Source organism: Streptosporangium sp. 'caverna', assembly GCF_003203775.1.
GTDB classification, from domain to species: Bacteria; Actinomycetota; Actinomycetes; order Streptosporangiales; family Streptosporangiaceae; genus Streptosporangium; species Streptosporangium subroseum.
Window position 1 is genome coordinate 513,786 of sequence record NZ_CP029711.1, and the last position, 13,491, is coordinate 527,276.

16 protein-coding genes are annotated in these 13,491 nt (G+C 69.2%); 11 read left to right on the forward strand and 5 right to left on the reverse strand.

Going from position 1 to position 13,491, the window contains the following annotated elements:
- Positions 1-90: 90 nt before the first annotated feature.
- Positions 91-804 (reverse strand): response regulator transcription factor, encoded by a 714-nt coding sequence (locus tag DKM19_RS02465; protein WP_110694302.1) that lies wholly within the window; start codon positions 802-804, stop codon positions 91-93.
- A gap of 204 nt (positions 805-1,008) precedes the next feature.
- On the opposite strand from DKM19_RS02465, the gene DKM19_RS02470 reads away from it, so the two are divergent.
- The 9 genes from DKM19_RS02470 to DKM19_RS02505 all read left to right on the forward strand — a co-directional run bounded on the left by DKM19_RS02470 (position 1,009) and on the right by DKM19_RS02505 (position 6,049).
- On the forward strand, positions 1,009-1,260 hold the full coding sequence (locus DKM19_RS02470) for a MoaD/ThiS family protein (RefSeq protein ID WP_110694303.1): 252 nt from the start codon (positions 1,009-1,011) through the stop codon (positions 1,258-1,260).
- Between the two features lie 199 nt (positions 1,261-1,459).
- Positions 1,460-2,140 carry a DUF2993 domain-containing protein gene (locus DKM19_RS02475; protein WP_162641233.1) on the forward strand — a complete coding sequence of 227 codons (681 nt, stop codon included), beginning with the start codon at positions 1,460-1,462 and terminating at the stop codon, positions 2,138-2,140.
- A gap of 48 nt (positions 2,141-2,188) precedes the next feature.
- On the forward strand, positions 2,189-2,701 hold the full coding sequence (locus DKM19_RS02480) for a sigma-70 family RNA polymerase sigma factor (RefSeq protein WP_179282498.1): 513 nt from the start codon (positions 2,189-2,191) through the stop codon (positions 2,699-2,701).
- A gap of 2 nt (positions 2,702-2,703) precedes the next feature.
- Entirely contained in the window at positions 2,704-3,534 is an 831-nt protein-coding gene (locus DKM19_RS02485; protein ID WP_369990864.1) for an anti-sigma factor, read from the forward strand.
- Between the two features lie 277 nt (positions 3,535-3,811).
- Positions 3,812-4,228 (forward strand): thioredoxin family protein, encoded by a 417-nt coding sequence (locus DKM19_RS02490; RefSeq protein ID WP_110694306.1) that lies wholly within the window; start codon positions 3,812-3,814, stop codon positions 4,226-4,228.
- A gap of 124 nt (positions 4,229-4,352) precedes the next feature.
- Positions 4,353-4,436: a putative leader peptide gene (locus DKM19_RS52890; protein ID WP_369990866.1), complete on the forward strand. Its 84-nt coding sequence runs from the start codon at positions 4,353-4,355 to the stop codon at positions 4,434-4,436.
- Between the two features lie 63 nt (positions 4,437-4,499).
- The gene (locus DKM19_RS02495; protein ID WP_089212658.1) at positions 4,500-4,898 is read left to right on the forward strand and encodes a DUF4395 domain-containing protein; all 399 of its coding nucleotides are present in this window, start codon (positions 4,500-4,502) and stop codon (positions 4,896-4,898) included.
- Positions 4,899-4,913: 15 nt separating this feature from the next.
- Positions 4,914-5,753 carry a sulfurtransferase gene (locus DKM19_RS02500; RefSeq protein ID WP_110694307.1) on the forward strand — a complete coding sequence of 280 codons (840 nt, stop codon included), beginning with the start codon at positions 4,914-4,916 and terminating at the stop codon, positions 5,751-5,753.
- Complete coding sequence (locus DKM19_RS02505; RefSeq protein ID WP_089212660.1) at positions 5,753-6,049, forward strand: DUF1416 domain-containing protein; 297 nt, start codon at positions 5,753-5,755, stop codon at positions 6,047-6,049. Before DKM19_RS02500 ends, DKM19_RS02505 begins: the two co-directional genes overlap by 1 nt.
- A gap of 180 nt (positions 6,050-6,229) precedes the next feature.
- Here DKM19_RS02505 and DKM19_RS02510 read toward each other — a convergent pair whose 3' ends face one another.
- Complete coding sequence (locus tag DKM19_RS02510) at positions 6,230-7,081, reverse strand: DsbA family protein (protein WP_110694308.1); 852 nt, start codon at positions 7,079-7,081, stop codon at positions 6,230-6,232.
- Positions 7,082-7,304: 223 nt separating this feature from the next.
- Here DKM19_RS02510 and DKM19_RS02515 point away from each other — a divergent pair, with 223 nt between their 5' ends.
- Positions 7,305-8,567: a hypothetical protein gene (locus DKM19_RS02515; protein ID WP_162641235.1), complete on the forward strand. Its 1,263-nt coding sequence runs from the start codon at positions 7,305-7,307 to the stop codon at positions 8,565-8,567.
- A gap of 162 nt (positions 8,568-8,729) precedes the next feature.
- Here DKM19_RS02515 and DKM19_RS02520 read toward each other — a convergent pair whose 3' ends face one another.
- From DKM19_RS02520 to DKM19_RS02530, 3 genes are read right to left on the reverse strand one after another with little or no spacing between them, the layout of a single operon-like run.
- Positions 8,730-9,926: a hypothetical protein gene (locus DKM19_RS02520; RefSeq protein WP_162641237.1), complete on the reverse strand. Its 1,197-nt coding sequence runs from the start codon at positions 9,924-9,926 to the stop codon at positions 8,730-8,732.
- Positions 9,926-10,582, reverse strand: a complete 657-nt coding sequence (locus tag DKM19_RS02525) for a hypothetical protein (protein ID WP_110694311.1) — start codon at positions 10,580-10,582, stop codon at positions 9,926-9,928. Before DKM19_RS02525 ends, DKM19_RS02520 begins: the two co-directional genes overlap by 1 nt.
- Entirely contained in the window at positions 10,579-11,190 is a 612-nt protein-coding gene (locus DKM19_RS02530) for a hypothetical protein (protein WP_110694312.1), read from the reverse strand. The genes DKM19_RS02525 and DKM19_RS02530 overlap by 4 nt, the downstream gene beginning before the upstream one ends.
- Before the next feature lie 225 nt (positions 11,191-11,415).
- Between DKM19_RS02530 and DKM19_RS02535 the strand changes: the two genes are divergently transcribed.
- Entirely contained in the window at positions 11,416-13,368 is a 1,953-nt protein-coding gene (locus tag DKM19_RS02535) for a hypothetical protein (RefSeq protein WP_110694313.1), read from the forward strand.
- The last annotated feature ends 123 nt before the right edge of the window (positions 13,369-13,491 follow it).

The window sequence follows — 13,491 nt, forward strand, 5'->3', positions numbered from 1 at the left end:
GCCTTCCGTACGTTCTTTGCGCGAACTGTCTCCTGCGCGAATTTTCTGCACATAATTTTGCGCAAATTTGCACGACTTTTTGGGGCCCTGCTAGCGCCGAGCGGTCTCGCGCTCCTCGGCGGCCTCGTTGCCGCGCTCGGGGACGAACCGGTAGCCGACGTTGCGGACGGTGCCGATCAGAGCTTCGTACTCGGCGCCGAGCTTGGCGCGGAGCCGCCGGACGTGGACGTCCACGGTCCGGGTGCCGCCGAAGTAGTCGTAGCCCCAGACCTCCTGGAGAAGCTGGGCCCGGGTGAAGACCCGGCCGGGGTGCTGCGCGAGATACTTCAGGAGTTCGAACTCCTTGAAGGTCAGGTCCAGCGCGCGGCCGCGGAGCCGGGCGGTGTAGGTGGCCTCGTCGATCGACAGGTCACCGTTGCGGATCTCGTCGGGAACCTCTTCCGCGGCGGACAGGCTGAGCCGGCCCACGGCCATCCGGAGCCGCGCCTCGACCTCCGCGGGCCCGGCGCTGTCGAGGATGACGTCGTCGGCACCCCACTCGGCGGTCAACCCGGCCAGGCCGCCCTCGGTGACGATCACCACCAGGGGACAGGCGACGCCCGTGGTACGGAGCAGCCGGCAGAGGCTCTTCGCCTGAGCGAGCTCGCGCCGCGCGTCCACCAGAATGGCGTCGGCGGGCGGGACGTCGATCAGCGCGGATGCCTCTGCGGGCGCGACCCGTACCGAGTGCAGTAGCAGCCCCAACGCCGGGAGCACCTCAGTCGAGGGCTCCAGGGCGTTGGTGAGCAGCAGGAGATTGCTCACGATGCCTCCTTCCCGCGTTATGTCGGCGGTAGCCGTACAAACACGTAAGGACCCGGGGGCTACGTCGCCCAGGTCCCGTAGTAGGTGAGGATAGCCCACGAGGATGAAGCATCCACGAAGCGTCCACCTGGTGAACATGTTTCCCCGGTGGATTCCCCGTAATGATGTGGTAACCGTAAGTGTCTGGGAGAGGTTGAGGTGCAGATGACGACGGGCGTGATTCGTTACTGGGCGGCGGCGAAGGACGCGGCGGGCGTCGCGGAGGAGCCCTTCGAGGCGGCGACACTGGCCGAACTGATGGCCAAGGTCACACTGGACCGCGATGAGCTCGCCCGGGTGGTGCGGCGGTCGTCGTTCCTGGTGAACGGTGATCCGGTGGGCACCCGGGCCCACGACACGATCGTCTTCGCGGAGGGTGCGACGGTCGAGGTGCTTCCCCCCTTCGCGGGGGGCTGATCGCCGGAACGCCCCCGGCGGTGCGGGAGACCGCGAGGGCCGAGCGGGAGACCGTTGGGAAAAATCCGGAGAAGGTCGATAGACAAACCCCCATATATATGGGGGAGCGCTACCGGTGGTGCGGCGTTTCAGACAAGATTGCTAGGGGATGTGCTGCGGTGGCATCCAGGCTGAATCCGCAGAACGAACAGGGAGTCAGATGCGCAAGCTGGTCGGTTTCCTGATCGTGCTGCTCGTTCTCGGAGTGATCCTGGACCGGGTGGCGGTCGTCGGAGTGCAGCGGGAGATCGCCACGCGGGCGATGGCCAAATACGACCTCGACACCCCGCCCGAGGTGACCATCTCCGGCATTCCCTTCCTGACCCAGGCGATCGCCGGACGATATGACGAGGTCAAGGTCGCCGCGGGCAAGCTGACCCTCGCCGGTGTCACCCTCTCCAGGGTGGACTTCACGCTGTACGGGGTCACCGCGCCGCTGGAGGACCTGGTGCTCCGCGCCGACCAGGTGGACATGCGCGCCGAACGCGTGGCGGGTGTCGTGGTGGTTCCGGTGACGACGCTGAACCAGAAGGCGCCGCAGGGGATCAAGGTCGCGGTCGACGGCGACGGGCTCAACGTCAGCGGAGAGATCACCTTCCTGAACCAGAAGGTGCCGGCGAAGGCCACCATGAAGATCGAGCTGGTCGAGGGCGGGGTGCAGTTCGTCGCCCAGAAGGTGACGCTGGGCGAGGGCATCTCCGTGCCGCAGCCCGAGCGGTTCATCACCTACAAGATCCCGATCAAGGACCTGCCCTTCGACCTCAAGGTCACCGGGGTGAAGGTCGTTCCCGAAGGTCTCCAGATCGCGGGCGAGGCCGCCGACGTCCCTCTTCATGACTAGAACCGGCCCGTGACTGAACCGAGGCGCTTCTCCGTACGTCGTGAGGGTGTGAGCCAGGCCGGAACCGCCGACGAGCAGCTCGTCAGAGCGCTCTTCGACGAACACGGCGGGCCACTCTACGGCTACGTCCTGCGGCTGACGGGGGACTCGGGGAGAGCGGAGGATGTCGTGCAGGAGACGCTGCTGCGGGCCTGGCGGCATCCGGACGCGATCGGCGGGGGCTCCATCCGCGCGTGGCTGTTCACAGTGGCCCGCAATCTTGTCGTCGACCAGCATCGGGCGCGCAGGTCGCGTCCTCCCGAGACGGGGGACGAGGCACTCGCCGTGGTGCCCGCGGACGACGAGCTGGACCGTGCCGTCGAGTCATGGGCGGTCGCCGAGGCGCTGGCCGCTCTGCGGCCCGAGCACCGCGAGGTGCTCGCCGAGGTCTACTACCAGGGGAAGTCGGTCAAGGAGGCCGCCGAGGCACTCGGCATCCCCGCCGGAACGGTGAAATCGCGCACGTATTACGCGCTTCGGGCGCTCAAGCTGGCGCTGGAGGAGCGGGGGCTCGCGCCATGATGATGACCTGTGACGAAGTACGGATGTCGCTCGGGGCCTACGTGCTCGGCGCGCTGGAGCCGGACGAGTGCGTGCTGGTCGAGGCGCATCTCGCCGAGTGCGCGGACTGCCAGGCGGAGTTCGACGAGCTGACCGGGGTGTCCGCGTTCCTCGGCAAGGTGTCCGAGAGCGACGTGGCGCAGGTGGGCAGGCCACCCCAGGTGGTGCTCGACCGGCTGCTCAGCGCCAAGGTCAAGCGGCACCGGATGACCCGGCTGATGCTCTCGCTGGCGGCCTCGGTCCTGGTGGTCGGGCTCGGCGGTGGCATATGGGCCGCGAACCGGCCCGCTGACGAGGCGGCGACGACGGCGGCCGCGCCCCAGCCGGCCGCGGGGAGCGCCGACTCCTCGACGGTGCATGGCAAGTCCGTTCCCGCCGAGTCGCCCCCTGCTTCCAAGGCGCCCACTTCCAGCCCGCAGATCATGCTGGACGCCCCCGGCGAGCCCGGTGAACAGTCCAGCCGACAGGGTTTCGGCGAGCTTAGGCCCGGAGATCTGAGGGTCGAGGGCGCGAGTGCGGACGGAACCGTCCGCGCCACGGTGACCGCCCTGGCGGGAACGGGGGGGACCACGGTCAAGGTCGTGCTCTCCGGGGTGGCCAAGGGCACTCGCTGCCGGCTGGACGTGATCGGATCCGGCGGCAACAGGGAGAGGGCCGGAAACTGGATCGTCGACAGGGTCGCCTACGACGAGTCGGACGGCTTCGCCACCACCACGATGCGGCCGCAGGACATCTCGAGGTTCGAGATCGCCACCACCGCGGGCCGGGTGCTGCTCTCGGTTCCCGCCCCCTAGGGACGCCGAGCCCGAAGCCGCCTCTGGCCGGAGCCGGTTCCGACGGTTGAGCTCGGGTCGCCTCTGGCCGGAGCCGGTCCCGGTGGCTGAGTCCTGGTCGACTCTGACGGAGACCGTTCCGGCCGTCGAGTCCGTGCTGGTCTCTGGCCGAAGCGCGTTCCGGTCGTTGAGTCCCGTCGCCTCTGGCCGGAGCCCGCTCCGGTCGTCGGGCCCGGATTCGCCTCCGGCCGGACCCGTGCGGGGAATGGCCGGCGGCGGCCGCGTGTTGTCGTGCTCTGTGACCGGATTGATCGTGGTGGTCGTCACGCTCGCGGTGGCCACGCTCGTGGGCGTGGTGATGCGGCGACGGAGCGGCGTGCCACGCGAGGTGAGGGGCGACGTGGAGCGGTTGACGTCCGGCGACATCCACGCCGAGCTCGGCGAGCGGGCCACGCTCGTGCAGTTCTCCAGCGCCTTCTGCCAGCCGTGCCGGGCGACCCGGCGGGTCCTCGACGAGGTGACGGAGCTGGTGCCCGGGGTGGCGCACGTGGAGATCGACGCGGAGTCCCGCCTGGACCTGGTCCGATCGCTGAACATCCTGCGAACCCCGACGGTCCTCATCCTCAACGCGTCGGGACACGTGGTGAAACGTGCCTCCGGCCAGCCGCGGAAGGCCGACGTGATCGGCGCCCTGGGCCTGGCGATCGGCGAATGAGCCGGGAGGCGAATCAGGGGATGAGCGGGCGGAGTGGGGCACCCTACCTTTGTGTGAACAATTCTGTCTCAGAAATTGGACAGAGATGTGACAGGCGGCGGAGCGCCGGGGTAGTGTCATGCGTATGAACTCCGGGACAGAGCTGCTGACGAAGCGGCGCGCGGTTGATTTCTGCCGCGTGACCACCGCGCTCTGTCGCGCTTCCTAAAGGGCGATCTCAAGCGGCCGTCGAGCCGCACCGATCTGCACAACCCTGCAGGAGCATCAAGCGATGCAAGCTGATCCCCGAGCACTCCGCTTCGCCGCGGTAGTCACGACGGTCGTTCTCGCACTCGTCCTGGTAACAGGCAGTGCGTGGCTGCTCGCCGTACAGGCCGTGGTGTTCGCACTGGGTCTCATGGGTGCCTCGCCGTACGGGATGATCTTCAAAAGGGTAGTGAAAAGCCCGCCCAAGGAGTTGGAGGACGCCGCCCCGCCGCGCTTCGCGCAGGGGGTCGGCCTCATCTTCGCCCTGGTGGGCTTGGTCGGATACGTCGCACAGATCGCGCCGCTGGCCTATGTGGCCACCGCCGCGGCCCTCTTCGCCGCCTTTCTCAACGCCGCTTTCGGTTTCTGCCTCGGCTGCGAGATGTACTTGATCATTCGCCGCCTACTGCCCGCCGCACGATAATTCCGGAGGATCTACATGAGCCGCTCTGCCGTCCTGGTCGACGCTGACTGGGTTGAGGCCAACCTCGACACCCCTGGTGTCGTTCTCGTCGAAGTGGACGAGGACGCCAGTGCTTACGACAAGGGCCACATCCGTGGCGCCGTGAAGATCGACTGGAAGCAGGACCTCCAGGACCCGGTCCGCCGTGACTTCGTGGACCGCGAGGGTTTCCAGGCGCTGCTGTCCGCCCGGGGCATCGGCAACGACGACACCGTGGTTCTCTACGGTGGCAACAACAACTGGTTCGCCGCCTACGCGTACTGGTACTTCAAGCTCTACGGCCACGACAACGTCAAGCTCCTCGACGGTGGCCGCAAGAAGTGGGAGCTCGAGTCCCGCGAGCTGGTCAAGGAGATCGCCGACCGTCCCACGACGAGCTACCAGGCCAAGGACCAGGACCTGTCCATCCGCGCCTTCCGTGACGACGTCGTCGCCGCGATCGGCAAGCTCAACCTGGTCGACGTGCGCTCGCCCGACGAGTTCACCGGCAAGCTGCTGGCTCCCGCCCACCTTCCGCAGGAGGCGGCACAGCGTGGCGGTCACGTGCCCACGGCCCGCAACATTCCGTGGTCCAAGACCGCCAACGACGACGGCACCTTCAAGTCCGACGAGGACCTGAAGGCCCTGTACGAGTCCGAGGGCATCGACTTCGCCAAGGACACCATCGCCTACTGCCGCATCGGCGAGCGCTCGGCGCACTCATGGTTCGTGCTGCACGAGATTCTCGACCAGGCAAGCGTCAAGAACTACGACGGTTCGTGGACCGAATACGGCTCGCTCGTCGGCGTGCCGATCGAATTGGGAGAGGCACGATAATGACTGACGGATGCGCTGCTCCGGAACAGACGGTTGCCATTCCGGCCGGGATCGATCTTTCGACCCAGGCCGTCATCCAGGGTGTGGTCTCGGGCACGGGTACGGCCTACGCCCGCCTGCTGGACCACGCCGGCGAGTTCACCGGTGAGGTCGTGGTGTCCGACGAGGGCATCTTCCGCTTCTTCGCCGCTCCCGGTGACTGGACCGTCCGCATCATCGCGGGCGGCGGCTTCACCAGGGACATCCCCGCCCAGGCCCGCCTGGGCGAGGTCACCCAGCTCGCCGTGGCTGTCTGACCCGAATTCAACCGGAAGGACCGGCATCCCGTCCGCGGGGTGCCGGTCCTTCCGCGTGTGCGGCTCACGCGCGGACCGGTTCGTACGGTCCGCGGGCCGGGTCGTACGTGTCGTACGCTCCGCGAGCCGGTCATACGGGTCGTACGGTCCGCGAGCCGGCGGGCAGGGGGATGGTCCCGATCAGGAGACCCTGCTCTCGACGCGCCGGAGCGCGTCGGTGTAGTCGGCCTCGGAGGACATGGCCGCCGCCATCCGCAGGTGAGGCAGGGCCTCGACGGGGCGGTTGGCCCGCTCCAGGGTCCTGCCGAGCAGGAACCTGGCGTAGTGGTCGCCGGGGGTGCGCTCCAGCAACGACTCCAGCGTCTCCCTCGCCCGGCCGAGCTGGGCAGAGCCGAAGTAGGCGCGGGCTGCCAGCAGGCGGACGGACGGGTCGTCGCCGTGCTCCGCCAGCAGCGGCTCCATGATCCGCAGGGCGCCGAGGGGGTCTCGGAGGTCCAGCAGGGATTCGGCGTGCCGCAGGCGCGTGACCTCGTCGGGGAGCTCGCGCGCCGGGACGGCGTGCCGTACCAGGTCGGCCAGGACCTCGGGCGACTGCGCACCGGCGATCGCCGACTCACCCACCACGAAGGTGGGAGAGGTGGTCACGCCGATGGCCTTGCCGCGCAGGAGCTGGTCGCGGACCTCGTCCGTCCCCTCTCCGGCGTCGAGCGCCTCGGCCATGCCGTCCAGGCCCGCCTCGGCGGCGAGCGCCGCCAGGGTGGCCCGATCGCCGATGTCGGAGCCGTCGACGAAGTAGGCGTGCATGATCCGCTCGACGAGCGCGTCCTGCAGCGCGGGACCGCCCCGGTCGAGGGCGATGGCGACCACCCGGTGGGCGTCGAACGTGCCGGCGGTGGCCGGGGCCATCGGGTCGATGAGGTAGGGGCGCCAGACGATCTCCACGTCCTCGTCGAACTCGGCCTTCTCCAGGCGCCGCTTGCCGATGTGGGCCCACGAGCAGACCAGGTCGGCCCAGACTTCGATGCGCTTCATGGCCCGTGTAACACCGGACACCCGTCGTTTATTTACCTGTCCTGCGATGGCCGATATGTCCGTCTATTTGCCCGTCCTGCGGCGACCGATGTGCCCGCCTCCAACGGCGAAACGATCAATATCGCCTTCCCGCGATGAAACGGTCCATATCGTCACCGTGTTCCGGGTAATCGGGCGAGTGTTTGGCCGTGATCGGGCATGGTGGGGCGCTAGCATGCCTCGGGTGTCCGGAACGACTGTTATGCCCCCGCCGTCGCCACCCGCCACTGTCCGGACGCTCTCCGCGTACGGACTTCCGGCGCACGCGCTCAGGATCCTCGGCTCCTGCGGCCTGTCACTGGTGCTCTGGTTCTCGGCGGGCAGGGTGGTCCGCGGAGCCCTGATGCTGGCGGGCAGCGAGGTCTCCCACGGTGACTATCGCCAGGTGCGGTTCGTCATCACGATGTTCGTCTTCACACTGATCGTGTTGAACGAGCTCATCGTCATGGTCGGCATGCTCCACTCGGTGCGCGGCGCGCTCAGGGAGATCCGGGCGCGGCGGGAGGGCGGCGAGGCCGACGAGAGCATGTTCGGCGCGCTCAACCGCGCCACGCTCGCCTTCGCCGCCATCTACCTCGCCTGGGGCTTCCAGAACCAGGACGCCAGGGACTTCATCGGGCTGGACTTCAACAGGTGGGTCGGCGAGGACGAGACGGCCGGAGACGGGCTCGTCGGGCTGGACCCGCGGGTCTCCCTCGCGGTCGCCGCGGTGGCCTATCTGCTCAAGGCGCTGTTCGGCTGGTTGCACGCGGGCGGCAAGCTCAAGGGCAGCGGCGTGCTCACCACCTTCTTCGAGCTGGCCTTCGCCTTCTACAGCCTCAACGCGCTGTTCGTCTTCACCAGCGCGCGGTCGGACTGGCTGGGGCACCGGGCCGCCGTGATGACGTTCACCGACTGGACCGAGCAGGCACGCGAGGCCATCCCGTGGTGGAAGGACTTCTGGGAGGCGGTCGGGGGGGTCTGGCCGTACTTCGTGGACAGCATGGTCGTCCCGCTCACCTGGCTCACGGTCGCCTCGCTCGTCTACGGCGCGTTCGCCGAGGACACCCGCGCGATCGTCCGGGGCACCCGGCTGGACACCGTCGCCGATCAGCTGGGACGGACGCATTCCCTCACCCGGAACACCATGACCCGGGCGACGGCCGGATTCCAGGAGCGCTGGGTCCCCCCGGCGAACGCCTTCCGGCTCGCCACCCGCGGCGGCGCTCCCCTGTTCGGCCTGTTCTGTCTCTGCTACGTCGGGATTCGCGTGGTGACCGACTACGCCGACCGGGGCGTGCGAATGCTGATCGGCAACGAGCACCCGTTCAGCTGGGTGGTGATCAGCGGTCCGGTGGAGTTCGTCGGAGACCTGCTGGTCATGGTGCTGACGGTCTGCCTGCTGGCGGCCACCTTCGACATCGCGGCCACCCGTAGCCGTGCGGCGGGGGAGACGCTCACCGCCTGAGGCGCGGCTCCCGGTCGTCGGAGGAGAGCCGCTCACCGCTTGCAACACGGCTCCCGGTCGAGCGGCGGGGAGACGCTCACCGACGGCGCGGCACCTGGTTACGCGGCGGAGGGCCGCTCACCGCTTTGAAGCGCGGCACCCGGTCGCGTGGTGGGGAGACGCTCACCGCTTGAAGCGCAGCACCTGGTCGGTGGGGACCGGCTCCCCCTCCGAGGGCTTGAAGATGTCCTCGACGGGCTGGTCCGGGATCACGTCGACCAGGTTGGGACGGACGTAGACCTCGACCTTCGAGGCCAGTGCCTTGGGCACCACGCCGATCAGTTCGTAGTGGTAGCCGGTGCCGATCCTCTGCTCCGCGGGCTCCTCCGGAAGGTCGTCCCGAGTGATGGCGGTCTGCCAGCTGCGGCCTTCGGCATCCCTGAAGTCGACCTCGGGGGTGCCGCGTTTGACCGCGCCCGCGGCGTCCAGGTAGGTCCGGGTCAGCTTGATCTTCAGCCACTGGCGGTCGGCCGGAAGGGGGCGCAGGCCGGGAGTGCCGTCCGCCGACTCGATCGCGGCCTTCCAGGACACCTGCATCAGCGTCGCGCTGCCGCCGGCGGCCACCGTGTAGATCCTGTCGTCGGGGTCTCTCACCTTGTAGGCGTCGTAGTTGTTCCAGGCGGGGAACGCCCCCGCCAGCACCACGGTCACGGCCGCGACGCCGACCCGGAGCACCGTACGGCCCCGCCGGCGCGGGACCGCCTCCTCCGCGACCGGGGCGGGCTCCTCCACGGGAGCGGCGAGAGGGGGCGCGGGGACGGCGACGCGCGGGGGTGGGAGGACGACGCGAGGGGGCTCGGGGACGGTGAAAACCGGTGGGGGAACGGCGGGGGCCGGTGCGGCGGGGGCCGCCGGCGGGACGGCGGGAGGGACCTCGGAGTCGGCGCTCCTGGGCAGCGGGGCCCCCGTGACGGCGGGGAACGGCTGGGTCGAGATCCCCGCCTCCTCCTCCGGACGCGAACGTGGCGGCCAGACCTGCTCGTCGCCGAACACCCGCTGGGAACGGGGTTCCCAGCGCCTGTCGGGCGGAGTCAGGCCGGGAGGGCCCAACGGGCCGGCGGCCGCTCCCGGGCGGGCCGGAGCACCGGGGGGCGCGCCGGGAACGGCCCTGCGGGGTGCGGGCGGCGGCGGGGGGAACATGGTCGGGGGCAGGCCGTCCGGAGACGGGGGAAACATGGAGGAGGGCCCGTCGGGCTCCTGGGGAGAGGTCCGGGTGAACCTCCGCGGACGACGCAGGGGCGCGGGGGGCCGCTTCTCCTGCGGGGTGAACCAGTCGCGCTGCTGCTCGTCCTCCGGCGTTCCGGGAAGTGGAGTGTCCATCAGAGCTTGACCGCCATCGTGTAGACGTCCTTGGCGGTGGAGACGAGGCGTTTCGCGGCCGCCTCGTCCAGGCCCAGGTCGATCTCGATCTCGGGCCCGTTGGGCTCGACGAGGAACGAGGCCGAGGGAGCGAGCACGATCCGGGAGCCCGGCAGCTCGTCGGGCGGGAGATCGAAGACGGTCACGCCCTCACCCCACCAGCCGGGCTGGATGTAGAGCTCGGTGATGGTCAGCGAGGAGTCCACCTTGTCCGTCGCCTCGTAACGGTGCCCGCTCTCCGTCAGAAGCACGGGGGTGCCCAGCTGCAGAGGCTTGCGGGCCGACGTGGCGCCCATCTCCACGATGATGAAGATCCCTTTTGTGGTCGCCCTTGTCTTCTCATCCGAGAAGCTCTTGGATTCGAGGGCCTTGGCGGCGCGCACCGTCTTGACCCGCGCGGAGAACCGGGAGGCGACGACCTCGTCGCCGACGCCTCCGGTCCAGGTGAGGGGGGTGTCGTGATCCGCTGCGGCGGATCCGAACGCCTGCAGGCTCACGGCCGCCGCGGCCAGGGCGACTCCGGCGAGGACGGTGCCCGCCCTGCGCCACCGGCCGGGCGGCGCGGGAGCGCGCTGAGGGGTGGCCGACTCGGACCGGGATCGAGTGACCGTGCTCATCCGGACGTTCCTTTCGGCTGGACGGGAAGGGTCACCTGGGCTGCGACGGTGAGCGGCGGCTTGGCGGAGCCGTCCTCGTCCTCGGTCACCAGATGCCAGCCCGGAACCAGGATGATCCCCTCCGCCGAGAACTCGAACGTGCCGATGTCCATTCTCACCCGTTCGGGCGCCCGTTGCCCGTCCGGTAGCTCGTATTTGATCACGACTCTGGTCGCCATGCCGGGCTGTAGCTGATTACTCTCGACACCCTCGGCCGAAGCGGACGCCGTCGGACCGTACTCGCTCTTGATCTCGGGGGTCATCTTGAGCAGGGATCCGGCGAAGAACGGGCTGTCTCCGCCCTTGTCGTTGGGCAGCCCCACCCGGGTGGTCGCGTCACCCTTGTTGGTGACCTCCATCTCGATCTCCACGAACCGCTTGCCCGGAGCGCCGAAAGAGCCGGGCTCGACGGTGGAGCGGGATTCGACGAACTTGGTGAGGAACTGCTCCTGATCCAGGCTCGCGCCCGGACCGAGTTGTTTGGGAGGCTTGTCCGGAGCGTCGCCGAATCCGCCGAAGGCCGCGACGATGCCCAGACCGGTGGCCACGACCAGAGCACCGAGTGGCACTGCGACCGCGCGCCGTCGTCGAGTACCTCTGGGACCGTCACCGGGGGCAGACGTCATGACAAAGGATGGTAATAGCTGACGTCCGCCTCATCTGCCTCAGTTGTCCCTTAAATGACAGCAAACGCGGGGAAATATGGAGCGGATTGGCGGGAACGCTGCCCGAATAGGAGGTCCAACTCTTACGCTGTCATCGAGGCTTCCGATGAGCCCGATGGCGGAGGTTCCGTGGCGGACGTGCATCCCGAGCATGCGCAGCTCCAGGCGGACCGGATCTACCTGGGCTGGCAGTATGCCTTGTTGCACCCTGATCCGGGTCCGGCTCCGAAGCGACCCTCCCCGATCGAGAACGTCGCCGAGCCCCTCGACACCGAGTGGGTGCGCAGGGAGCGGCTCAACGAGGACCTGCTGAACCGGCCGGTGAAGATCGTCCGCGTGTTCATGACCGCCCTCGCCGCACTGATCCTCGGCCTCGGACTCACCCAGATGCTGAGCTGGTCGTTCGCCGCCGCCGGGCTGATCGCCACCGGTGGGATAGCGCTGTTCTGCAGCTACGCGGTCCACCAGGGCGACAGGGCGGTCCGCCACCGGATCCGGCAGCACGAGGCGATCGGCGACCGGCAGCGGGAGGAGCGCGACAGGGAGCTCTTCCGTGCCCAGGAGGAGCACGCCGCCAGATACCGGGAGTGGGCCGAGAAGAAGGAGCGCCACGATCGCCAGCTGACCTGGTACGCCGTGGCCGTACCCGATGAGATCGACCGGATCGACGTGGCCGGGGGCACCCTGCCCGGCTGGTCGGCGCTGATCACCCTGCTCGGCGCGACCCGCCTCTACAGCGGCGGCCACCTGACCGTGCTCGACCTGTCCGAGGGCGCGATCGCCAAGGACCTGATCGAGCTGGCGCGCAGGGGCGGCGACGAGCCGCTGGTCTGGGTGCTGCCGGTGGACCTTCCCCGGCTCGACCTGGGCGCGACGCTGGCCCCCGAGGCGTTCGCCGACGTCCTCGCCCACGTCGTGAGCGTCAGCGAGGAGCACCGCACGACCAGGGACCTGTCGTTCGACAACGCGATCCTGGAGCGGGTCCTGGAGGTCCTCGGCGAGAACGCCACGATCAACCAGGTCACCGCCGCCCTGCGAGCCCTGGCCCAGGTCGGGGACCCGCGCGACGACCTCAAGTTCGGCCTGATCACCGCCACCCAGCTGGAGCGGATCGGCACGCTCTTCGGCCGCGGGGTCAGCGACCGCGTGGTGATCGAGCGGGCGTGGGCGCTGGAGTCGCAGCTGCGCAAGCTGGAGACCCTCGGCTCCGAGGCGGTACGGCTGCCGCCCGCGCGCCTGCGGGTCGTGTCGATGGACCGGCAGGCCGGGGTGTTCGGCAACCGCGTCCTCGGCACCTACGTGACCACCGCGCTCACCCACATCCTGCGCCAGTCGCCCGCCTCCGAGCGGCCCTGGTATCACACGATCATCGTCGCGGGCGCTGACAAGCTCAGGGGCGACGTGCTCGACCGGCTGATGGACGCTTGCGAGACCTCCAGGACCGGGCTGGTGCTGACCTACAGGTCGCTCACCCCGACCGTGCGGGAGCGGCTCGGCCGCGGGCACGCGGCGGTGACGTTCATGAGGCTGGGAAACGCCGAGGACGCCCGGGTGGCGAGCGAGCACGTCGGCACCGAACACCGGCTGGAGCTCGCCCAGCTCACCGAGACGATCAGCGCCGCCGGGGCCGGGCTGGACGGCGGTTACGTCTCCACCGTCGGCCAGACCGAGGAGGGCGAGGACGAGCGCGACCTGAGCCGTAAGGACCTGAAGGAGGACATCACCGAGTCCACCGAGTGGGGCCGGCGCGCGACCAAGGCGATGGGAGGGGAGACCGAGCGGGTCCTGCACCGCTCCAGGGAGTTTCTCGTCGAGCCGCACCAGCTGCAGCAGCTCCCCACCACCTCGGTGATCGTCACCGACGCCACCGCGCAGGGCCGCCGGGTTCGCCTCGCCGACGCCAACCCGGCGATACTGACCTTCCCCAAGACGACGCTGGGCGAGTTCGACGAGATCAAGGAAGCAGCGCTGGAACGGGTGGAGGAGGAAGAGCCGGAGACCCGCGAGCCGAACCCCTTTGAGGACGCCCCGCCCAACCTCGGACCGCCTCCGGCACGCCTGGACTGGCGTAAGCGTCAATGAAGCGTTCGTTTGCGGTAATGGCATGGTCAATGCGGAGGTGCGATCCCCGAGTGAGGTTCGACCTTGGGTGTGGGGGTGACCCGCCCCCGGTTCCCCGTCGGCCGGTACGGCGGAGCGATCCGT

What these genes read in the sequence shown, in the direction of transcription:
- DKM19_RS52890 (WP_369990866.1), top strand. Translation starts at nt 4,353, where the DNA reads ATGAACTCCGGGACAGAGCTGCTGACGAAGCGGCGCGCGGTTGATTTC.
- DKM19_RS02495 (WP_089212658.1), top strand. Translation starts at nt 4,500, where the DNA reads ATGCAAGCTGATCCCCGAGCACTCCGCTTCGCCGCGGTAGTCACGACG.
- DKM19_RS02470 (WP_110694303.1), top strand. Translation starts at nt 1,009, where the DNA reads ATGACGACGGGCGTGATTCGTTACTGGGCGGCGGCGAAGGACGCGGCG.
- DKM19_RS02520 (WP_162641237.1), bottom strand. Translation starts at nt 9,926, where the DNA reads ATGGACACTCCACTTCCCGGAACGCCGGAGGACGAGCAGCAGCGCGAC.
- DKM19_RS02500 (WP_110694307.1), top strand. Translation starts at nt 4,914, where the DNA reads ATGAGCCGCTCTGCCGTCCTGGTCGACGCTGACTGGGTTGAGGCCAAC.
- DKM19_RS02475 (WP_162641233.1), top strand. Translation starts at nt 1,460, where the DNA reads ATGCGCAAGCTGGTCGGTTTCCTGATCGTGCTGCTCGTTCTCGGAGTG.
- DKM19_RS02485 (WP_369990864.1), top strand. Translation starts at nt 2,704, where the DNA reads ATGACCTGTGACGAAGTACGGATGTCGCTCGGGGCCTACGTGCTCGGC.
- DKM19_RS02510 (WP_110694308.1), bottom strand. Translation starts at nt 7,081, where the DNA reads ATGAAGCGCATCGAAGTCTGGGCCGACCTGGTCTGCTCGTGGGCCCAC.
- DKM19_RS02505 (WP_089212660.1), top strand. Translation starts at nt 5,753, where the DNA reads ATGACTGACGGATGCGCTGCTCCGGAACAGACGGTTGCCATTCCGGCC.
- DKM19_RS02525 (WP_110694311.1), bottom strand. Translation starts at nt 10,582, where the DNA reads ATGAGCACGGTCACTCGATCCCGGTCCGAGTCGGCCACCCCTCAGCGC.